Origin of the sequence: Exiguobacterium sp. SH1S21 (assembly GCF_004337175.1) — a bacterium.
Taxonomy (GTDB): Bacteria; Bacillota; Bacilli; order Exiguobacteriales; family Exiguobacteriaceae; genus Exiguobacterium; species Exiguobacterium aurantiacum_A.
The window spans coordinates 112,914-132,537 of sequence record NZ_SJUY01000008.1; the positions used below are offsets into that span (position 1 = coordinate 112,914).

The window sequence follows — 19,624 nt, forward strand, 5'->3', positions numbered from 1 at the left end:
TGTTACGACGCCTTTTTCTCGGCGACGTCTTTCTTGTAATACTTTTCAGACGAGAAGAATTCGGTCGTCAGTCGCTTCACTTCACCGCTTAGCATCAAGACGGCGATCATGTTCGGGATGAGAATCATCGCGAGCATGAAGTCGAGGAAGTTCCAAATCATCTGGGCGCCACCGATTGAACCGATGACGATTGATGCGATATAGACGACTTTCATCACTTTACCTGCCGTTAAACCGAACAAGTACTCGGCTTGGCGTGATCCATAAAAGATGATGACGATGATCGTCGACAAGACGAAGAAGATGAGTGAGATCGTCACGAGCAAGCTGCCCGTATAACCGAAATATTCACGGAAAGCGATGGTCGTGAGGGCGGCCGGGTCGCTCATCGCGCCTTCACGTGTCCAAACACCAGACGATAAGACGACGAACGCGGTCGTGCTGCAGATAATGAGCGTATCGATGACGATCCCGATGACGGCCCAGAAACCTTGGCGGACCGGGTGATCGGTCTGGGCGGCCGCGTGCGCGATCGGTGCCGTCCCAAGACCGGCCTCGTTCGAATAGAGTCCGCGGGCGAAGCCCCAACGGATCGTCTCAGCAATGGCGGCCCCGGCAAATCCGCCGAGCGCGGCCATCGGTTGGAACGCGTACGAGAAGATGAGACCGAGAACGTCAGGGATTTGCGAGAAGTTCATCAAGACGATGATGAACCCGGCTCCGACGTACACGAGTGCCATCGCCGGAACAATGATCTCCGTCACTTTAGCGATTCGTTTCATGCCACCGAAGACGACGAGTGCGACGAGTCCGGCGACGATAATCCCGGTAATGAGCGTGTCGCCGTTGAACGTCTCACGGACGGCCGAGCTGACGGCGTTGCCTTGGACCATGATGCTCGGGATGAGCTCGATCATGAGGGCGAACGCGAACCATGAGGCGAGCCATTTCCACTTCAGCCCTTTGGCCATATAGTAGACCGGGCCGCCGACAAATTCGCCGGCTTCATTTTTCTCGCGGTAACGGACGGCGAGGACACTTTCCGAGAACTTGATGGCCATCCCGACGACGGCGATGACCCACATCCAGAAGATGGCGCCCGGTCCCCCGAACATGATCGCAGCCGGGACGCCGATGATGTTGGCGGCACCGATCGTCGACGATAACGCCGACGTCAACGCCTGACGAGGACTGATGTCGCCTTCGCCTTTCGGTTTTTTAAAGACGCTTCCTAGCGTTTGTTGAACTATATAAAGCGGGTATCGGAATTGAAAGAATCCTAATTTGATGGTCAAGTATACACCTGATAACACGAGTAGGGAGATGATTGGGACTCCCCATAACCAATCTGAAAACGACGTCACGATATTCACAATCTGATCCACATCACCACTCCTAATCCAGTATTTTACTTATATAGTGTTACCTAAGCAGCGTCTCGCTAAACCTGTTATTTCATATGAAGGAGGAGAATACTCATGAAACTTGCTAAACAATTGATCGTCTCAGGACGCGTCCAAGGGGTCGGCTTTCGCTATTTTTGTCAAGCGACCGCGATTGAATCGAACCTAAAAGGGTGGGTCCGAAACTTGAGTGATGGTACGGTCGAGCTCCACGTCGAAGGGGAAGAGACGGACTATGCCTTGTTCAAACGCGCGCTCTACGATGGGAATCGGTTCGTCGGCGTCGAACAGATCGAAGAAACGGATATCGCGGAAGCATCGTATCGTGAATTCGATATCCGCTATTGACTATTTTTTTGAAAAGATGATATGAATTCGGTTGACAAGTAGGCTCCTGTTGTAAAAAAGAGGGGGCTTTTTTTTATGGAAATCTACTTCGCGGAAAAATAAACATCTTTTTTAAAGATAGGGTGGTCAAAAAAAAGATAGTGTGTATAATGGAATAGACCAAGCGCTTCATTGTCAGAAAATTTAGTTATTTAGTTGCATTGCACGACACGGAAGGCATTACAATGTATGTGGAGGTAGTTGTATGAAAAAATCAACATTATTCCCGTTAGCGTTTACGATTTTCGCATTATTCTTCGGAGCCGGGAACTTGCTGTTCCCACCGATGCTAGGAGCGTTAGCAGGTGAGAACCTGTTCCCAGCCCTAGTCGGATTCGTCATTACCGGCGTCGGACTTCCTTTACTCGCCTTGTTCGCAGTCGCGCGGGTCGGTGGAGGGTCTGATCAAATCGCCCAGTATATTCCGAAGCGTCTTGCACTCCTTTTGACGGGATTAATGTACGTGGCCATCGGACCGTTCTTCGGGATTCCTCGGACGGCAGCGGTCACGTATGAGATGGGAGTCGTGCCGTTTCTCGGTGCGCCGTCGACGTTCACACTCGCCATCAGTTCAACTGTCTTTTTCGGCTTGACGTTCCTCTTGACGCTCCGCGCTCAAAAGTTGATCGAGATCATCGGACGGATCATTACGCCGATCCTCCTCGTCTTGCTTGCTGGCATCGGGATCACAAACCTTGTGGCCCCGCTCGGCTCACCGGTCGCGCCAGCAGCAGGGTATGAGACGTGGCTCGGGGCACTCGGTGAAGGCTTTAAACAAGGTTACTTGACGATGGACGTATTCGGGGCACTCGTCTTTGGTGCAATCGTCCTCGTCACACTTAAAGCGAACGGGATGTCGGATCAAAAAGAAGCGTCATCGCTTCTCCGGACGTCCGGTTTACTCGCCGTCACGTGTTTGATGCTCGTCTACATCTCGCTCGCATCGATCGGGGCGAACATGACGGGTGTTACGGGAACGACTGACGGCGCAAGCCTCCTTCAAACGTTTGCCGGTACATCGTTCGGTCAAGTCGGCATGCTCGCACTCGGGGCAGCGGTCTTCCTTGCTTGTTTGACGACAGCGGTCGGACTCATCAGTGAGTTTTCACGGTTCATGAGTAACACGTTCGAGTCGCTCAAGTACTACCAAGTCGTCATCGGGACAACGCTATTCGGTTACTTGATTTCACTCGTCGGCCTCGGCACATTGATTGAAATCGCGATACCGTTGCTCACGCTCTTGTACCCGGTCATGATCGCACTCGTGCTCGTTTCGGTCACGGAACGGATTCAACGTAACCCGCAAGTCGCCATGAAGGCGACCGTTTACACGGCGCTCGTGTTCTCGTTGTTCGAGACGGCACAAGGCTTGGCTCCAACAGCCGTGACTGCATGGGTCACGAACTTGCCGATGGCTGAAATCGGGCTCGCCTGGGCAGTTCCGACGTTGATTGTTTATGTCGTCACACTGTTCTTACCGAAACAGCGGTCGAGTCGATCACTCGCCGAGTCACGCATCTCATAATTTTACCGTCACCCATCCTCTGGTCCAGGATGGGTGTTTTGCTGTCTTATCGTTTGCTCATTTCATTCATCAACAAGTAAAATGAATAGATGAAAAGGAAGTGACACACGTTGACAACAAAACAAAAGAAACAATTGGCGATCCTCATGCTAAACATGTTCATCGCCGTAGCAGGATTCGGGATTATCATTCCAATCATCCCGGACTATTTAAAAATGATTGGCGAAGGTGGTACCGCCGCCGGACTGATGATTTCGGTCTTTGCCGGGGCCCAGCTACTCATGTCACCGATTGCGGGGAAATGGGCTGACGTTTACGGTCGCCGGCTGATGATTATTTCAGGGCTTATTGGGTTCACCATCTCGATGGCAGTCTTTTACTTATCGGACAATCTGACGGTCTTACTGATCTCGCGCGCCATCGGCGGAGTCGGGGCCGCATTGCTCATTCCAGCAATCTTTGCGTACGTGGCCGACATCACGACGCTCAAACAACGGGCGAAAGGGAATAGCTATATTTCCGCGGCAATGTCGCTCGGGATCGTCATCGGACCCGGGATTGGTGGCTTTTTCGCCGAATTCGGGCTGAAAGCACCGCTCTTGTTGTCGGCGATTGTCTCATTCGTCGCCGTCATATCGTCAATCATTCTATTGAAAGAGCCGGACCGGGAACCATACGTCCGGACGAACGAGACCGAATCGTTACCACGTCAACTCTTATCGTCGACTAAAAAACCTTATTTCTTCGTGCTCGTCATCAACTTGGTCATGGCGTTTGGCCTCATGGCCTACGAATCGGTGCTCGGACTGTTCGTCAGTGAGACGTTCAGTGCGACGCCGCAAGAAATTGCCGTCATGATCACAGGTACGGGGATCGTCAGTGTCATCGTTCAGCTGTTTGCCGTCGACCGACTCGTCTCGCTCTTCGGTGAGATCAAAGTCGTGCTCATCTTTATCATGCTCGCGGCACTCGGCTTCTTGTTCTCGCTGTTCGCGGGATCGTATGCGATTTTCTTCGCGATCACGCTCATCATCTTCTTGTCGACCTCGATTCTTCGTCCGGTGTTGAATACGCTCGTGTCGAAGATGGCAGATAAAGAACAAGGCTTCGCGATGGGGATGAACAACGCCTATATGAGTATCGGTAATATCGTCGGGCCGACGCTTGCCGGGATTGCCTTCGATATCGACATGCGCTATCCGTTCATCATGGGACTTGTCTTGTTGCTCGTGACGTTTAGCGGGACCCTAAATTGGTCAAAGCGAAACGCGGAGACATCGTTCGAACAATAATGTGAGGAGGAAACACGATGATTTATGTCGGTGTGACCGGTTGGGGAGACCACGACCTGCTCTATACGACGCCGGAAGAGCGGAAGCACAAACTGTCGACATACGCCGGGCACTTTCCGACGGTGGAGGTCGACTCCTCGTTCTATGCGATTCAACCGGTGACAAACTATGAGAAATGGAATCGTGAGACGCCGGACGGCTTTCAGTTCGTCGTCAAAGTTTCCAGGGAAATGAGCGGTCACGACCGTGAACCGAAGCTGCCGCTCGCCGAACTGTTCGAGCGCTACCGGACATCGGTCGAGCCGCTCAAACAGGCGGGTAAACTTCGGGCCGTCCTCGTCCAACTCCCGCCGTGGTTCGACGTCTCGAAGCCGCATCTCGACTATTTAAGGACGATTCGAGCGGAGCTGATCGACTATGACATCGCCGTCGAGTTTCGGAACCCGACGTGGTTCTCGGAAGCATTTCGCGACCGGACGCTCGCGTTCTTGAGCGAGCAACGCTTCATCAACACGGTGTGCGACGAACCTCAGACGAAAGAGAGCAGCATCCCGTTCGTCCCGGTCGTCACGAACCCGGAAGTCGCAGTCGTCCGTCTGCACGGCCGCAATACGGCAGGGTGGCTCCGCAAACCCGGGATGACGAGCCAAGAGTGGCGTCACGTCCGTTGCCTGTATCGATACAGCGAAGACGAACTGCAAGAACTTGCGACGGCGTGCCGGGCACTCGAACGAGATGCCAAGTCGGTCTACGTCTATTTCAACAACAACTCGGCCGGGGATGCGGCACCGAACGCGAAACGTTTGATTGAGATTCTCGGTGCCGAGTATGAGCTCGCCCCGAGCCAAATCAGCCTGTTTTAGGAAGAGGGGATGGCCGTGCATACGATTAAAATCTTTCATTACAATGACTTGCATTCAAAATTTCATAATTGGCCCCAACTTGTCTCCTTTTTGAACGAACGCCGACACGAGGATACGCTCGTCTTCGACCTCGGCGATCATGCCGATCGAACACACCCGGCGACGGAAGTGACGAAAGGGCAAGTGAACGTCCGCTTGCTCAATCGGCTCAATCCGACGGCCGTGACGATCGGCAACAACGAAGGCATCACGTTTCCGCACGACTGGCTCGATTCGCTCTATGAGGATGCGACGTTCCCCGTCTTGCTCGCGAACGTCTATCAAGCGGACGGGACGCGACCGGACTGGGCGACGGAGACGCTCGTCCTCGAACGGTCCGGTGTGCGTGTCGGTCTGTTCGGCGTGACCGCACCGTATGAAGAGCTGTATCCTGAACTCGGTTGGCAAATTGAGTCACCGCTGACGGCGACTGCTCGGGCACTCGAGGAACTCAAAGGATGTGACGTCATCATCGCGCTCAGTCACCTCGGTTTCTACGCCGACGAGCGAATCGCTGAAGCGTTCCCGGCTATCGATGTCATCCTCGGGGCACATACGCACCACGTGTTAGACGACGGCGTCATGAAAAACGGGGTGTTGATCGCCCAGGCCGGGAAGTACGGGCAATACGTCGGAGAAGTCGAGTTGACGCTTCGGGACGGCCAAGTCGTAGAGAAGAAGGCGTGTCTCCATGACTTGACAGATCACGTTCAGGACGACGACACGCTACGGGCGTTGCGGTTGGAGTATGAACAAGCTGAGAGTTTGCTTGACGTGACGATTGCCGCCACACCAGGCTATGTGAGCGATTGGTTCGGACCATCTCCGATTGCGGAATTGTTGGCGGATGGATTAATGGACTGGTGTGATGCCGAAGTAAGCATCCTTCCATCGGGCATCCTGCTTGAAGGGTTGGCACCCGGACAAGTCACGCTCAATATGCTCCATCGCATCTGTCCGCACCCGATCAATCCATGCCTGTTGACACTCGACGGCGCAACGTTGCTTCGTTTCTTGAGCGATGTTCATGAGGAGCCGTTCACGACGATGCACGTGCGTGGGCTCGGATTCCGCGGGACGGTGCTCGGACACCCGATCGTCCACGGTCTTGAATTGAAACAAGGCCGCTACTTTCTTCACGGCAACGAGATCAGTCTTGAACAGATGTATCGTGTCGCCACGGTCGATATGTTCACGTTCGGTCCGCTCCTGCCGTATTTGGCGGACCAGCCGAAGCGTTACTTTATGCCGGAACTCCTGCGTGACGTACTACGTGAAACGATCATGGCGCGCCATGACGCGATTCGAAAACGATAGAGGAACGGCAGGCGGGCATGATATGATAGGAAAGTGGAGGTGTGAAAATGATTAGAGTGAATCACCATGGATATACGGTCATCGAAGAGAAGCGTGACGGGTTTGATGAAGAGGCGTTCATCGCTCGTTATAGCGATGTGCTCGATAAATACGATTACATCGTCGGCGATTGGGGACATGGTCAACTTCGTCTCAAAGGATTTTATGAAGTGAAGTCGAAGTTTGCCACGTACGATAATCGAATCGACCATGTGATGGACTATGTATACGAGTACTGTAACTTCGGTTGTCCGTTCTTCGTGTTGAAGAAAGAGACAGAGATTGATGAAAGTGAAGACGGTCCCGTGTTTGGTGGAACGAAACAACCGCTTAAACTAAAACGAAAATTCAATAAAGCGGAAGAAGCTGAAACTTCGACCGGTTCATGACGCGCTGATGACATCAGCGCTTTTTTTATTACATATATTTCCTAGATGTTTCGTTTAGGTGAAATGACGGTGTGACAGGTTTAGAGATAAGAAAATTGTGATAACTTATATATAAGGTAACTTTTTCTGTTCGGGTTTTGGAAGCGAGGTGGAAGGATGCAACACGTACAAACGACGACCGTCGGCGATCGCGATGACGTCCATAACCGAATCCACAACTTAGGATTAGGTTTATTGACAATGCTGTTCTTCGGATTGGGGAGTATCATGACATTCTACTTCACAGCTGCGGTCTTGCTGTTTGAGTTGGTCCACGTCTTGCTCGTTCGCCGGTTCGAGTATCGGAATACATTCCTAAGAAGCCGGCTGTTCAAGGCAATCTCACTGACTGTTGTCGCTACAGGTGTGCTCTTATTTATTCTATCGATGTCACAGTTTTTTATGGGCAATATCTTATATTAACAGGGGAAAGGAGAAACCTTTCCCCTGTTTTCGTGTTTTTTGAAACCTTCTGCCGGCCAATGACGTACACTAAGGAAAGAACACAAACAAAGGATGGATACTATGACAGCACAATGGAAACAACACGCACAAAAAATGTTGACAGGCAATCGCTGGCTACTCGCTGGAATTTTGATTTTGTTCGTTATCTTAAACGGGATCCCTCAATCGTTCGCACCGACGATTGACGCAGAGTCAATGGAACCATTGACGTCTATCGAGATGACGTTATCGTTCTTATCGTTCCTTCTGACGTTGTTGATCGCACCGCTCACGGTCGGATGGTCATGGCTCGTCCTCTCCGTGTCACGCGGCGACAAGCCGGCCGTCTCGAAATTATTTGAACCGTTCCAAACCGGCTATGTGAAGCACGTGCTCGCTCCGTTCTTCGTAGGGTTGTTCATCTTCTTATGGGCATTGTTACTCGTGATCCCAGGAATCGTTAAAGCGTTCTCGTACTCGCTCACGAACTATATTTTACGTGATCAGCCGGAACTGTCGGCTCTCGAGGCAATCACCGAGTCACGTCGGATGATGGATGGCCACAAGATGGACGCGTTCAAGCTCGTCCTTTCGTTCATCGGTTGGTTCTTCGTCGGTGTGCTCACGCTCGGAATCGGCTTCTTGTATGTATATCCGTACTTCTCGACGACGTACGCTGCGTTCTATGATTCGCTCCGAGGAGCAGATCAGCGGCGCACGAACCACGTCGGGACGCCTGATATGGAACAAGGCTTCTAAAAAAAACCTCCGCTCAAATTTTGAGCGGAGGTTTTGTCATGCTTCGACTTGTTGTTTGTTCAGGTACGGCTTCAACGACAACGTGTGTTCAGCGACGACTTTGCGAATCGTCTTCGTCTTCGAACGCATGACGAGCGACGTCGTCTCGACGATATCGTCCGTCAAGAACTTGACGCCGTCGAGCAGTTCACCTGTCGTGACACCGGTCGCGGCAAAGATGCAATCGTCACTCTTGACGAGATCGTCGATCGTGAGGAGTTGGAGCGGGTCCTCGATGCCCATCGAGATGACGCGGGCCGTCTCTTCTTCGTTCATCGGGTGAAGGCGGGCTTGCATATCGCCGCCGAGCGCCTTGACGGCTGCTGCCGTGATGACGCCTTCTGGTGCGCCGCCTGTCGAGATGAAGATGTCGATCGGGTTCGATTTGATGGCTGCGGCGATCCCGGCCGAGACATCGCCGTCATCGAACAGTTTGACGCGTGCGCCCATACGCATCGCCGCTTGACGGAGATGTTCGTGGCGATCGCGGTCTTGCATGATGACGGTCACTTCTTCGATACGTTTGCCGTTATAGAGCGCGGCTTTCTCGATGATCGACTCGAGCGGTTCGTCGAGCGAGACTTTCCCTTTCAGGTTCGGTCCGACAACAAGTTTATCCATATACATATCAGGTGCGTGGAGGAGAGCGCCTTTATCGGCGACTGCGATGACGACCATGGCGTCGCCGAGTCCTTTGGCGACGATCGATGTCCCTTCGAGCGGATCGACCGCGATATCGACTTCCGGCCCGAACGTCGTACCGAGGCGTTCGCCGATGTAAAGCATCGGCGCCTCATCTAATTCGCCTTCACCAATCACGACAGTCGCATCCATATTGACCGTACCGAGCACTTCGCGCATCGCTGACGTCGCCGCGTCATCGGCCTCGTTCTTTTGGCCGCGACCAATCCATTTTGATGATGCCAGTGCCGCTGCCTCGGTTGCTCGTACGATCTCTAACGCTAATTCTCGTTCCATAGTGTTGAACCCTCCACGTGATTTCTATTTAATGTGACATACTAATTAAAGTGTTAATCCGTGGATTAGTGTATCACAATCGGATAAATGATGTAAATAGGGGAGATTCTTTTCTCGAGTCGGAAAAAAGATTATGATAAGGGGCAGGGGGGATGACGATGTATTTTGTAAATAGAGAAAAAATCAATGAGACGCTGGCCCACATGGAAACGATGTTGTATCGGATCAATCAGCTCGAAGGGGACGCGTTCACACTTGAACTTGCGAAAGAGCGTTTGGCCGTGCATTTGATGGAAGGCGTCATCGATGTCGGCAACTCGATGATTGACGGCTTCATTATGCGCGATCCGGGGAGTTATGAAGATATCGTCGACATTTTATTGGACGAGCGCGTACTCGACGCCCAGACGGCTCAAGCGGCGAAAGAGCTCGTCATGATGCGTGCCTATTACGTCCGGGAGTTCGTCACGTCGGATTCGGCTCGCTTTGACGCCTGGACGGAGCGTCAAAAAGAGACGTTCGCAGCATTTCCCGAGCAAGTCCGCCGCTATTTAGAAGTGGAACTTGGACCAGTATCAGCATTTCTACCGGAAAGCGAGTGATTAGATGAATTTAATTAAAGGATACTTATTTGATTTAGATGGAACGATCTATGCGGGCACCGAGCCGATCAAAGCAGCGGTCGACTTCGTGAACCGGCTCGAGGCGACAGGCTTCCCGTACTTGTTCGTCACGAACAACGCCTCGATGACGCCGAAACAAGTCGCGGATAAGCTCGTGTCGATGGGTGTTCATGTGACGCCCGAGCACGTCTTGACGAGTGCGATGGCAACGGCCCGTTATATCGAGAAGATGACACCAGGGGCGACCGTTTATATGATCGGGGAAGACGGTCTCCGGATCGCGCTTGAAGAGCGTGGCTTCCATGTGACGGACGAACCGAAAGCCGACTACGTCGTCATCGGGCTCGACCGCCACATCACGTACGAGAAATTGGCGAAAGGTGCGCTCGCGATTCGGTCCGGCGCCCGCTTCATCTCGACGAACGGGGATATCGCCATCCCGACCGAGCGCGGCTTTTTACCGGGCAACGGGGCGCTGACGTCCGTGCTCACGGTGACGACGGAGAAAGACCCGTTCTTCATCGGCAAGCCGGAGCCGGTCATGATTGACATCGCCCTCGAGATGATCGGTCTGACGAAAGATGAGGTCGTCATGGTCGGGGACAACTACCATACGGACATCTTGTTTGGGATCAATGGAGGGCTACGGACGCTGCACGTCAATTCAGGCGTTCACGGGCCGGCGTTCATCCAAGAACAAGAAAAGCTCCCGACCTATATGGTCGAGAGCTTGGACGAATGGACACATGCATGAAAAAAAGGGATGACGCTTGTCTCCCTTTTTGTTTAGAATACTTGTTCGACTTCGACGATGCCAGGTACTTCTTCAATGAGCGCGCGCTCAATTCCGGCTTTCAAAGTGATTGTTGAAGACGGGCAGCTGCCGCATGCACCCATCAAACGAAGTTTGACGATGCCTTCTTCTACATCAACGAGTTCGACGTCACCGCCGTCGCGAAGCAAGAACGGGCGTAATTTATCGAGTACTTCTTGGACTTGATCAAACATTTCCATGGTATCTACCCCTTTCTGGTTCTCTTCTATTCTAGCAAGTTTGAGATTGTTTCTCAATCATTAACGCTGAGCGTTTTGTGACAAGGGCGCTGCGTGGTTTTTGTATAATAGAAATGGATAGGGGGAATGACGATGAAAATTACGGTATACGGGGCAGAAGTACAGTGTGCGAGCTGTGTCGGGGCACCGAGCTCGGTCGAGACATATGAATGGTTACAAAGTGCGCTCGCCCGGAAATATCCGGAGCGCAAGTTCGAGTTCGAATACATCGACTTCGAGCAAGCGGATGATGAGATCGCCGAGGCAATCAAGCAAGACGAATGGTTTTACCCGCTCGTCCTCTTGAACGGGGAAGTCGTCGACGAAGGAGTCGTCCAGTTGCGTAAAGTGTATACGGCGATTGACGAGAATTAAACGACATCATAAAACAAGGTTGAGCGAATACACATTCGTTCAACCTTGTTTTCGATTTAGCGAAGTTGGAACGACGACGTCGCTGAACTTGCCGTGTATCCTGAGAGCGTCGCATCCGCCGAATCAATAATCTGAAAATTTAGACAAGTATATCAGGGACAGAGATACAAGACTTTTGGCGCAAGGCAAAGAAGGATGAACGGATAAGCGGCTGTCATCACATAAAAAAATCGCGAGAAGGCAAGGTAGCCATTTCGCGATTCGGTCATATTATTTGATGACTTTATGTTTCCACAGGATACCGGACTTGAGAAGTCGGGCCACTTTCCCGGTCAGCGACTGTTTCCCCATGAAGACGCCGAAGCCGGCCTTCTTCCCGAGCGACCCGAGCGTGCCTCGAAGTTTAATATCCGGCAACTCAGGATAAGCCACGCCTTTCCACTTGCAGAGCAGCACTTGGACGATCTGTTCCGCTTGTGCCTCGGCGAGTTGACCTGAAGGTGCGTACGGGAGGCTGGCGTTGTCACCGACGACGAAGACGTCAGGGAAATCGGGGACGTAGTGGTGCGGTGTCAGTTTCACACGGCCGCCCCCATCGAGCTCCCAGCCTTGGTTCCGGACGACGGCGACCGGTTGGATCCCGGCCGTCCAGACCGTCAAGTCAGCGGCAAAGTGTTGTTCGTGGTTCCACAGACCGTCTGGGTCGACCCGGACGATGTTGGCATTGTTGATGACTTCAACGCCATGCTCTTCAAACCACGATTGAACGTACATCGAGACACGGCTCGATAAAAAGGACAGGACGGAAGGACCACGGTCGAACAGTCGGACGGTCAGATCGGGACGGCTCTCCCGGAGTTCGCTCGCGAGCTCGACACCGGATAGTCCGGCCCCGACGATCGAGACGATCGAACCGGGCGACAAGCCGTTGATCGCTTGTTGCGTCTTGCGTGACTCTTCTAACGTTTGGATACTGTACGTGAACTCGGCGGCGCCGGGCACGTTATGGTATTTGTCCTCGCAGCCTAAGCCGATGACGAGGTCGTCGTACGGCACTTTTTCCCCGCTTGCGAGCAACACCATCTTGTCGGTCGTATCGATATCCGTGACTTGCCCGTATATGTAGTCGACTTCTTCCGGGAAATCGACACGGATGTCACGATCGGATACCGTTCCTGCGGCTAGTGCATAATACTCTGTTTTTAATCCGTGATAAGGTAGACGGTCGATTAATGTGATCGATACGTCCTTCAGCTGATGGCCGAGGACGCGTTCGATTACACGCATACCCCCGTAACCGCCTCCTAAGACGACTAATTTGCGCATAAAAATCCCCCTTTGTTACTCTCTAACTGTACCATGATATAATACCTCGTAGAAGAACCATTTTCCCGCAATAGGGGAAGAAAGACGGTGAAAAAAATGATGAATCCGATCATCGAGTTTTGTGCCTCGAACTTAGCGATGGGTTCACAGATCGCCCGGGCCAAACTAGAGTCCGATCCTGACCTAGACGTCGTCGAATATGGCTGTACCGGCTACTGTGGGGTCTGCTCGCTCGACTTGTTCTGTCTCGTCGACGGAGAAGTCGTGATCGGGGAGACGCCGGAGCAACTCGTTACGAACGTGTATGAAAAAATCGAAGAGATAGCCTGGTAAAAAAGTTTGAGATTTCTCAAACTTTTTTCTTTTTGACCCGTTGCTTTTTTTAAAACGGTTTGGTATATTCTAAGAGGTTCGAATGTAGGTTGTCTGACGTTTAACAACACAAAAAGAAAGCGTTTCAAACGGTAGGGCACATCTTGGTTCGGGTATAACACAATTATCGGGTTTTCAATATGAAAGGAGCACAACACCAATGAATATCATGAGCGTGGTTGGTATTTTGGCACTAATTGGAATCGCTTACATCTTCTCGACCAACCGTAAAGCCATCAAATGGCGTACAGTCCTTGCCGCTTTCGCGGTGCAGTTTACATTTGCATTCCTCGTCCTCTTCACATCGGCAGGACGCACAGCGTTGGAATGGATCTCAGGAGGCGTCCAAAACGTCTTGAACACGGCGAACGCCGGAATCAGCTTCGTCTTCGGTACGGCTGTCGGGGGAGACAACTTCGTCTTCGCGTTCCAAGTCTTACCGATCATCATCTTTATGTCTTCTTTAATTGCCTTTCTTTACTACATCGGCGTCATGCAATGGGTCATCCGTATCCTCGGTACGGCACTTGCAAAAGCACTCGGAACGTCACGTAAAGAATCGCTTTCAGCGACGGCGAACATCTTCGTCGGTCAGACGGAAGCACCGCTCGTCATCAAGCCTTACCTTCCAACAATGACACAATCTGAATTGTTTGCCGTCATGGTTGGTGGTCTCGCATCAGTTGCCGGTTCGGTACTTGCTGGATATGCCGCACTCGGTGTTCCGCTCGAGTACTTGCTCGCCGCGAGCTTCATGGCCGCGCCTGCCGGTTTGATGTTTGCAAAAATCATCGTTCCGGAAACGGATGTACCGGATGATGATATCGAAATTGCTGAAGATGAAGAAGATAAAGCAGCAAACTTCGTCGATGCGGCCGCTCGCGGTGCGTCAGACGGTTTGTTCCTCGCATTGAATGTCGGTGCGATGCTTCTTGCCTTCGTTTCATTGATCGCACTCGTCAACTTGATCCTCGGTGGAATCGGTGGCTTGTTCGGCTTTGACGGTCTCTCACTTCAATTGATTCTCGGTTATGTGTTTGCACCGCTCGCGTTCGTCATCGGTGTGCCATGGGCAGATGCCGTACAATTCGGTAGCTTCCTTGGACAAAAACTCGTCTTGAACGAATTCGTTGCCTTCTCTGAGTTCGCACCGATCATCGGTTCAGGTGATTTGTCAGCTCGTACAGAAGCGATGATCGCGTTCGCACTCTGTGGATTCGCCAACATCTCATCACTCGCTATCCTTCTCGGTGGTCTTGGTGGTATGGCTCCGAACCGTCGTAACGACATCGCACGTATGGGTGTCCTCGCGATTCTCGCAGGTACGCTTGCGAACTTGATGTCAGCGACTCTCGCTGGTCTTCTTCTCTAATCGTTATTCACAAACAAGAGCGCTCACTCCGGTGGGCGCTCTTGTTTGTGGTCTCCATATATTGAACACAAAAAATCACCCAAGGAATGTTTCCTTTGGATGATTTGGCGTTACGCTTGCAGTTGCATTTGTTGACGTTCGATCCACGGCTTCAACTTCAGGAAGAGCGGGACGAACAAGGCGGTGATCAATAATGCCTTAATCAAGTTGAACGGTAAGATACCGTACAGGACGAGGTTCGTCTTGACTGCTGGATCGGCCATCTCGGTCATTCCGAAGAAGAACGCGTAAGCTGGTAAGATGAGTAGATAGTTCAAAATCGCCAAGCTGAGCGCCATCGTGATCGTACCGGCCACGAGGCCTGAAGCGAGCGCTTTATTCGTTTTACGTTTATGGTAGAACCAAGCGACCGGATACATGAATGCGACACCTGCAAAGAAGTTCGCGACTTCACCGACCGGAACGCCGCCACCGTTAAAGACATAGTAGAGGACGTTTTTTAGAGCGACGACCACGACGCCTGCTAGTGGCGAGAAGACGATTCCGGCGACGAGCGCTGGGATGTCACTGAAATCCACTTTTAGGAATGGCGGTAGGAAAGGCAGCGGGAAGTTAAAGAGCATGAGGACGAATGAAATTGCCCCGAGCATCGATAGCGTCACCAGTGTTGTCAATCGTTTGTTGCGCGTTGTTTTCATCAAAATCTCTCCTTTTGTCGCTCCTTGATGAATGGCACCCGTCGCATAGAAAAACCCGATTGCATCATACAATCGGGAGAGTTTACGCGCATACGAAATAGATGTTTTCTCACGTAGGAATGCCCACGCCAAAGAAAACATCCGAATATCGGTCGGATGCCGCCATCTTCTCCCATCCAGACTTTACTGTCGGCTTTCGAATCTCACGAAATCAGCAAGCAACGCCTTGCTCGCTCACGGGCTGAGAAGATCTTGTCTTCAATACCGCCGGTCGGGAATTTCACCCTGCCCCGAAGATGGAACGATTTAATTTTTTTTGTTACAGTTTAGTTATACAAGATATTTCACAAAATCACAAGTCAGTTGACTTGAAGTGAAGATAAATGAGGAGGAGTTCAGATGATTCATTTGACAGAACCAGCCGCACTACAAGTCATCGATATGATGAAACAGACCGAACGCCCTGAAGCCCAGTTCTTACGCATTAAAGTCCAAGGTGGTGGGTGTACCGGCCTATCCTACGGGATGGGGTTCGATGAAGACAAGACGGACAAGGATGTTCAGTTCGACCATCATGGCGTCCGCGTCATCGTCGCCGAAGCTGATCACGGTGTCGTCGACGGGCTCGAAATCGACTATAAGCAGTCGATGCTCGGTGGCGGCTTCACGATCAAAAACCCGAACGCGATCGCGACGTGCGGTTGCGGCTCGAGTTTCCGGACGGCGGCGAACGCCGGCACGCCCGGGGATTGCTAAACGATAGACGGGTTGCCGACATGTTCGGCAACCTTTTTTGGTGAGTATGTTAATGAGAGGAAATGAACGGGAATATTGGTGGAAGAAGGATGAGAAGGGGGTAGGAGTGATGAGGAAAGTGTTGATTTTTGGTGGCTCACGTTACTTTGGGAAACGGCTCGCACTGCGGCTCGCTGAAGCCGGGGACGACGTGACGATTGTCACACGCGGACAGCTGCAAGTGCCGGAAGCGGAAGGCATCCGCTCCATTAAAGGCGACCGTCAGTCGGTCGCGACGATGAAAGACCTCGCACGCAACGAGTATGACCTCGTCTACGACAATATTTGTTTCAATCCGTATCAGGCGAAGATCGCGACAGATGCCTTCATGGACCGGGTCGGGAAATATGTGCTCACGTCGACGATGTCCGTCTATGCGCCAGAGGCAGCTTTAAAAGAGAGTGACTTCAATCCGCTCCATCATGAATATCACCTCGACGCGGAACACGATTACGGACAAGGGAAACGAGAGGCCGAATCGTACTTCTTCCATCGGGCCTCGTTCCCGGTCACGACGGTGCGTTTGCCGATCGTCCTAGGGCCGGATGATTACACCGACCGGTTAAAATTTTATGTCGACGCGGTTCGGAACGAAGAACCGATCGTATTACATCACCCGGAGGCGTTGATGGGATTCATCTCGAGTTTCGAGGCGGCAGCTTTCTTGGAATGGGTCGGCCGTGCCGATGTGAGGGGGCCGTTCAACGCCGCGAGCGACGGCCTCATCTCGCTAGGTGCGCTTATGGAACGAATTGGACAGCATATCGGTAAACCGGTCCAAATCATTAAGGATGGGGAGTCGTCCCCGTACGATACGGACGTCGACTACTACATGTCGAACGCCGAGGCGAAAAAAGCTGGCTTCGTGTTCACGCAACTCGATGATTGGATTGACCGTGTCATCATTCAAACGATCCGCAAATGAAAAAACGGCCTCTCATCGTTCGCAGATGAGAGGCCAGTCTTTATTTCCCGGCAAATACCGAGGTTGAATGTTGTGGGTGACGCGCTGTCGGGTCGACGAGCTGCTTCACTTGGTTGACGGCGATCGGTGCTTCACCGAAGCCGGTCGCGATCAATTTCACTTTGCCTTCGTACGTGGCGATGTCACCGCAAGCGAAGATGCCTGCGACTGTGGTCTCCATTCGTGAGTCGACACGGATCGTGTTTTTCTCAAACTCCATGCCCCAGTTTTTGATCGGGCCGAGCGATGAGACGAATCCGTAGTTACAAATCAAGTCGTCGATGTCGACGAACTTCGATGCGCCGTCTTTGTCCGTCAGTTCGACCGACTCGATATGGGTCGCACCTGAGAGCGATTCGATATTATAAGGCGTCCAGACGTTGATCGTCGAGGCCTTCATTTGTTCGACCGTATGCTCGTGAGCCCGGAAGCGGTCACGACGGTGGACGATATGGACTTCTTTGGCGATACCTTCGAGCATGAGTGCCCAGTCAACGGCCGAGTCGCCGCCGCCGGCAATCATGACGCGACGGTCGCGGAATTTCTCCATGCTGTCGACGAAGTAATGAAGGTTCGCATAATCTTCACAACCGTCGAGTCCGAGCGGACGTGCGGCGAACGCGCCGTTGCCGGCTGTGATGATGATCGCTTTCGTATGGTACTCGTCCTTGTTCGTCGAGATGTGGAACGTACCGTCTTCGAGTCGCTCGACCGTTTCGACCGTCTCGCCAAGGCGATAATCTTGTTCGAACTGATCGGCTTGCGCTTTCAGTTGGTCGACTAGATCTTGGGCCTTCACTTTCGGGAAGCCGGCGATGTCATAAATATATTTCTCTGGATAGAGCGTCGATAATTGCCCGCCTAGTTGTGGCAAGCTTTCGATCAACGTCGCATCGAGTTGGCGCATACCTGCATAAAATGCGGTGAACAGTCCGATTGGACCACCACCGATAATGACTACATCTTTCGTCGATTTCATCGAATTCCTCCTCATGAAGCGTGTACTTCTATTATATGGTCTAACGTGAACTAAATCCATTCAGTACAAAGATGCAATACTTTCGAAAAAAATTCAAGAAGATAAGCTTTTTCATTGAGAAAACGGATTAAACGTCGTACAATGAACGGGAAGCAATTGTGAACATTGGTTGAACAAGAATTAGGCTTTATTGTGAACGTCTATGTGAAAAAACACACAACATAGTTGTTCAGGAAAACAAAACTTTTAAAATAAGGTGGAAATGAACATGAAACGACCTAACATTGTTATCCTCGGCGCAGGTTTCGGTGGACTCATCACGGCAGTAAACCTTCAGAAGACGCTTGCAGCTGGAGATGCAAACATCACGTTGATCAACAAACACGATTACCATTACCAAACGACTTGGCTTCATGAGCCGGCGGCTGGAACGATGAAGCCTGAGCAGGCTCGTGTCTACATTAACGACGTCGTCAATGCGTCACGCGTTAAATTTGTCAAAGGGATCGTCGATCGCGTCGATACTACAGCTAAACAAGTGATGCTCGAAGACGGATCGACTGTCGAGTACGATTACGTCGTCTTCGCCCTCGGTGGCGTACCGGAAACGTTTGGTATCCCGGGCCTTAAAGAGAACGCGATGACGATCAACTCGCTCAACAGCGTTCGTAAAATTAAAGAACATATCGAGTACTCGTTCGCACAATACAAGACGAACGGATCATCTGACCGTTCATTCGTCACGATCGTCGTCGGTGGTGCCGGATTCACAGGTATCGAGTTCCTCGGTGAGCTCGTCAACCGTGTCCCTGAACTTTGCAAACAGTACGATGTTCCCCGTGAAGCGGTCCGCATCGTTAACATCGAGGCAGCGCCAACGGTTCTTCCAGGGTTCGACCCGGAACTCACGACGTATGCGCAAAAATGGCTCGAGCGTAACGGCGTCGAGATGAAACTCGGCAACGGCATCAAAGGTGTAGAGCCAGGTGTCGTCACGTTCGGTCCACTCAAAGGTGAGACGACGGAGACGATCGCAGCGAACACGATCCTTTGGACAGGCGGCGTCAGCGGCAGCCCGATCGTTGAGAAGTCTGGCTTCGAAGCGGTCCGTAACCGTGTCATGGTCGAGGCGGACAACCGTGCCCCTGGCCACGATAACGTCTTCATCATCGGTGACTGCTCAGCTGTCATGGATCCTGTCTCGAACCGTCCGTACCCGCCGACGGCACAAATCGCGACGCAACAAGCGCACAACGTGGCGAAAAACATCGCTGCGCTCATCAACGGCAAGTCGACTTCGAAGTTCACGTATGAGAGCAAAGGGACGGTCGCGTCACTTGGTCATAACGATGGAATCGGAATCGTCATGGGCAAAAAGATCTTCGGTCGTAACGCTTCATTTATGAAGAAAGTCATCGACAACAAACACTTTATCGAGCTCAAAAAATATGGTCTCGTCCTTAAAAAAGGTAAATTCTGATTCGGTTGAGCCGACGAGCAGCCTGTTCATTTGAACGGGCTGTTTTTTCATGTCAACGATTCAGTGAACTTCTT

Annotated in this window: 22 protein-coding genes and 1 riboswitch; of the genes, 16 read left to right on the forward strand and 6 right to left on the reverse strand. The window is 51.9% G+C overall.

The genetic code is table 11. From position 1 onward, the window contains the following. Positions 1–2 precede the first annotated feature (2 nt). Positions 3–1,385, reverse strand: coding sequence for an alanine/glycine:cation symporter family protein (locus tag EVJ24_RS11710; RefSeq protein WP_071397911.1), 1,383 nt, complete (start codon positions 1,383–1,385; stop codon positions 3–5). Positions 1,386–1,478: 93 nt separating this feature from the next. On the opposite strand from EVJ24_RS11710, the gene EVJ24_RS11715 reads away from it, so the two are divergent. From EVJ24_RS11715 to EVJ24_RS11750, 8 genes are all read left to right on the forward strand, one after another. Further along, positions 1,479–1,751 (forward strand): acylphosphatase, encoded by a 273-nt coding sequence (locus EVJ24_RS11715; protein WP_071397910.1) that lies wholly within the window; start codon positions 1,479–1,481, stop codon positions 1,749–1,751. Positions 1,752–1,995: 244 nt separating this feature from the next. Further along, a complete protein-coding gene (gene brnQ, locus EVJ24_RS11720) occupies positions 1,996–3,315 on the forward strand; it encodes a branched-chain amino acid transport system II carrier protein (RefSeq protein WP_131441432.1) in 1,320 nt (439 codons plus the stop codon). Between the two features lie 110 nt (positions 3,316–3,425). Further along, positions 3,426–4,607 carry an MFS transporter gene (locus tag EVJ24_RS11725; RefSeq protein ID WP_071397906.1) on the forward strand — a complete coding sequence of 394 codons (1,182 nt, stop codon included), beginning with the start codon at positions 3,426–3,428 and terminating at the stop codon, positions 4,605–4,607. 17 nt (positions 4,608–4,624) lie between these two features. Further along, positions 4,625–5,470: a DUF72 domain-containing protein gene (locus EVJ24_RS11730; protein WP_131441433.1), complete on the forward strand. Its 846-nt coding sequence runs from the start codon at positions 4,625–4,627 to the stop codon at positions 5,468–5,470. A 9-nt stretch (positions 5,471–5,479) separates the two neighbouring features. Further along, the gene (locus EVJ24_RS11735; protein ID WP_131441434.1) at positions 5,480–6,826 is read left to right on the forward strand and encodes a bifunctional metallophosphatase/5'-nucleotidase; all 1,347 of its coding nucleotides are present in this window, start codon (positions 5,480–5,482) and stop codon (positions 6,824–6,826) included. A 47-nt stretch (positions 6,827–6,873) separates the two neighbouring features. Further along, entirely contained in the window at positions 6,874–7,254 is a 381-nt protein-coding gene (locus EVJ24_RS11740; RefSeq protein ID WP_035386184.1) for a YutD family protein, read from the forward strand. A 156-nt stretch (positions 7,255–7,410) separates the two neighbouring features. After that, complete coding sequence (locus EVJ24_RS11745; protein ID WP_071397903.1) at positions 7,411–7,716, forward strand: hypothetical protein; 306 nt, start codon at positions 7,411–7,413, stop codon at positions 7,714–7,716. A 102-nt stretch (positions 7,717–7,818) separates the two neighbouring features. Then, entirely contained in the window at positions 7,819–8,496 is a 678-nt protein-coding gene (locus EVJ24_RS11750; RefSeq protein WP_131441435.1) for a DUF975 family protein, read from the forward strand. 36 nt (positions 8,497–8,532) lie between these two features. On the opposite strand, the gene glpX is transcribed toward EVJ24_RS11750, so the two are convergent. After that, positions 8,533–9,513, reverse strand: a complete 981-nt coding sequence (gene glpX, locus EVJ24_RS11755) for a class II fructose-bisphosphatase (protein WP_070328755.1) — start codon at positions 9,511–9,513, stop codon at positions 8,533–8,535. Between the two features lie 158 nt (positions 9,514–9,671). Between glpX and EVJ24_RS11760 the strand changes: the two genes are divergently transcribed. After that, positions 9,672–10,115: a DUF86 domain-containing protein gene (locus tag EVJ24_RS11760; RefSeq protein ID WP_201740375.1), complete on the forward strand. Its 444-nt coding sequence runs from the start codon at positions 9,672–9,674 to the stop codon at positions 10,113–10,115. Between the two features lie 4 nt (positions 10,116–10,119). After that, positions 10,120–10,890, forward strand: a complete 771-nt coding sequence (locus EVJ24_RS11765; RefSeq protein WP_070328756.1) for a TIGR01457 family HAD-type hydrolase — start codon at positions 10,120–10,122, stop codon at positions 10,888–10,890. Positions 10,891–10,922: 32 nt separating this feature from the next. Here the strand turns inward: EVJ24_RS11765 and EVJ24_RS11770 are convergent, their stop codons facing one another. Next, complete coding sequence (locus EVJ24_RS11770) at positions 10,923–11,150, reverse strand: NifU family protein (protein ID WP_012726833.1); 228 nt, start codon at positions 11,148–11,150, stop codon at positions 10,923–10,925. A 126-nt stretch (positions 11,151–11,276) separates the two neighbouring features. On the opposite strand from EVJ24_RS11770, the gene EVJ24_RS11775 reads away from it, so the two are divergent. After that, entirely contained in the window at positions 11,277–11,564 is a 288-nt protein-coding gene (locus tag EVJ24_RS11775; RefSeq protein ID WP_071397900.1) for a DUF1462 family protein, read from the forward strand. A 270-nt stretch (positions 11,565–11,834) separates the two neighbouring features. On the opposite strand, the gene EVJ24_RS11780 is transcribed toward EVJ24_RS11775, so the two are convergent. Continuing rightward, entirely contained in the window at positions 11,835–12,890 is a 1,056-nt protein-coding gene (locus tag EVJ24_RS11780; RefSeq protein WP_131441437.1) for an NAD(P)/FAD-dependent oxidoreductase, read from the reverse strand. A 96-nt stretch (positions 12,891–12,986) separates the two neighbouring features. On the opposite strand from EVJ24_RS11780, the gene EVJ24_RS11785 reads away from it, so the two are divergent. Beyond that, a complete protein-coding gene (locus EVJ24_RS11785; protein ID WP_131441476.1) occupies positions 12,987–13,223 on the forward strand; it encodes a YuzB family protein in 237 nt (78 codons plus the stop codon). 199 nt (positions 13,224–13,422) lie between these two features. Beyond that, the gene (locus tag EVJ24_RS11790) at positions 13,423–14,634 is read left to right on the forward strand and encodes a NupC/NupG family nucleoside CNT transporter (RefSeq protein WP_131441438.1); all 1,212 of its coding nucleotides are present in this window, start codon (positions 13,423–13,425) and stop codon (positions 14,632–14,634) included. Between the two features lie 110 nt (positions 14,635–14,744). Here the strand turns inward: EVJ24_RS11790 and EVJ24_RS11795 are convergent, their stop codons facing one another. Beyond that, positions 14,745–15,332, reverse strand: coding sequence for an ECF transporter S component (locus EVJ24_RS11795; protein ID WP_131441439.1), 588 nt, complete (start codon positions 15,330–15,332; stop codon positions 14,745–14,747). 160 nt (positions 15,333–15,492) lie between these two features. Next, a riboswitch (FMN riboswitch) is annotated at positions 15,493–15,634 on the reverse strand. A gap of 97 nt (positions 15,635–15,731) precedes the next feature. On the opposite strand from EVJ24_RS11795, the gene EVJ24_RS11800 reads away from it, so the two are divergent. Both EVJ24_RS11800 and EVJ24_RS11805 read left to right on the forward strand, forming a co-directional pair. After that, positions 15,732–16,088, forward strand: coding sequence for a HesB/IscA family protein (locus tag EVJ24_RS11800; RefSeq protein WP_131441440.1), 357 nt, complete (start codon positions 15,732–15,734; stop codon positions 16,086–16,088). A 109-nt stretch (positions 16,089–16,197) separates the two neighbouring features. After that, positions 16,198–17,052 carry an epimerase gene (locus EVJ24_RS11805; RefSeq protein ID WP_070328762.1) on the forward strand — a complete coding sequence of 285 codons (855 nt, stop codon included), beginning with the start codon at positions 16,198–16,200 and terminating at the stop codon, positions 17,050–17,052. A 40-nt stretch (positions 17,053–17,092) separates the two neighbouring features. Here EVJ24_RS11805 and EVJ24_RS11810 read toward each other — a convergent pair whose 3' ends face one another. Then, complete coding sequence (locus EVJ24_RS11810) at positions 17,093–18,070, reverse strand: NAD(P)/FAD-dependent oxidoreductase (RefSeq protein ID WP_131441441.1); 978 nt, start codon at positions 18,068–18,070, stop codon at positions 17,093–17,095. A 268-nt stretch (positions 18,071–18,338) separates the two neighbouring features. Between EVJ24_RS11810 and EVJ24_RS11815 the strand changes: the two genes are divergently transcribed. Then, positions 18,339–19,550 (forward strand): NAD(P)/FAD-dependent oxidoreductase, encoded by a 1,212-nt coding sequence (locus EVJ24_RS11815; RefSeq protein WP_071397893.1) that lies wholly within the window; start codon positions 18,339–18,341, stop codon positions 19,548–19,550. Positions 19,551–19,624: the final 74 nt, after the last annotated feature.

Excerpts from the sequence above, each read along its gene's own strand:
- EVJ24_RS11785 (WP_131441476.1), top strand. The coding sequence starts at position 12,987 with ATGATGAATCCGATCATCGAGTTTTGTGCCTCGAACTTAGCGATGGGT.
- EVJ24_RS11715 (WP_071397910.1), top strand. The coding sequence starts at position 1,479 with ATGAAACTTGCTAAACAATTGATCGTCTCAGGACGCGTCCAAGGGGTC.
- EVJ24_RS11790 (WP_131441438.1), top strand. The coding sequence starts at position 13,423 with ATGAATATCATGAGCGTGGTTGGTATTTTGGCACTAATTGGAATCGCT.
- EVJ24_RS11765 (WP_070328756.1), top strand. The coding sequence starts at position 10,120 with ATGAATTTAATTAAAGGATACTTATTTGATTTAGATGGAACGATCTAT.
- brnQ (WP_131441432.1), top strand. The coding sequence starts at position 1,996 with ATGAAAAAATCAACATTATTCCCGTTAGCGTTTACGATTTTCGCATTA.
- EVJ24_RS11800 (WP_131441440.1), top strand. The coding sequence starts at position 15,732 with ATGATTCATTTGACAGAACCAGCCGCACTACAAGTCATCGATATGATG.
- EVJ24_RS11730 (WP_131441433.1), top strand. The coding sequence starts at position 4,625 with ATGATTTATGTCGGTGTGACCGGTTGGGGAGACCACGACCTGCTCTAT.
- EVJ24_RS11770 (WP_012726833.1), bottom strand. The coding sequence starts at position 11,150 with ATGGAAATGTTTGATCAAGTCCAAGAAGTACTCGATAAATTACGCCCG.
- EVJ24_RS11780 (WP_131441437.1), bottom strand. The coding sequence starts at position 12,890 with ATGCGCAAATTAGTCGTCTTAGGAGGCGGTTACGGGGGTATGCGTGTA.
- EVJ24_RS11745 (WP_071397903.1), top strand. The coding sequence starts at position 7,411 with ATGCAACACGTACAAACGACGACCGTCGGCGATCGCGATGACGTCCAT.
- EVJ24_RS11750 (WP_131441435.1), top strand. The coding sequence starts at position 7,819 with ATGACAGCACAATGGAAACAACACGCACAAAAAATGTTGACAGGCAAT.
- EVJ24_RS11740 (WP_035386184.1), top strand. The coding sequence starts at position 6,874 with ATGATTAGAGTGAATCACCATGGATATACGGTCATCGAAGAGAAGCGT.
- glpX (WP_070328755.1), bottom strand. The coding sequence starts at position 9,513 with ATGGAACGAGAATTAGCGTTAGAGATCGTACGAGCAACCGAGGCAGCG.
- EVJ24_RS11735 (WP_131441434.1), top strand. The coding sequence starts at position 5,480 with ATGGCCGTGCATACGATTAAAATCTTTCATTACAATGACTTGCATTCA.
- EVJ24_RS11810 (WP_131441441.1), bottom strand. The coding sequence starts at position 18,070 with ATGAAATCGACGAAAGATGTAGTCATTATCGGTGGTGGTCCAATCGGA.
- EVJ24_RS11805 (WP_070328762.1), top strand. The coding sequence starts at position 16,198 with ATGAGGAAAGTGTTGATTTTTGGTGGCTCACGTTACTTTGGGAAACGG.
- EVJ24_RS11775 (WP_071397900.1), top strand. The coding sequence starts at position 11,277 with ATGACGATGAAAATTACGGTATACGGGGCAGAAGTACAGTGTGCGAGC.
- EVJ24_RS11795 (WP_131441439.1), bottom strand. The coding sequence starts at position 15,332 with ATGAAAACAACGCGCAACAAACGATTGACAACACTGGTGACGCTATCG.
- EVJ24_RS11760 (WP_201740375.1), top strand. The coding sequence starts at position 9,672 with ATGTATTTTGTAAATAGAGAAAAAATCAATGAGACGCTGGCCCACATG.
- EVJ24_RS11815 (WP_071397893.1), top strand. The coding sequence starts at position 18,339 with ATGAAACGACCTAACATTGTTATCCTCGGCGCAGGTTTCGGTGGACTC.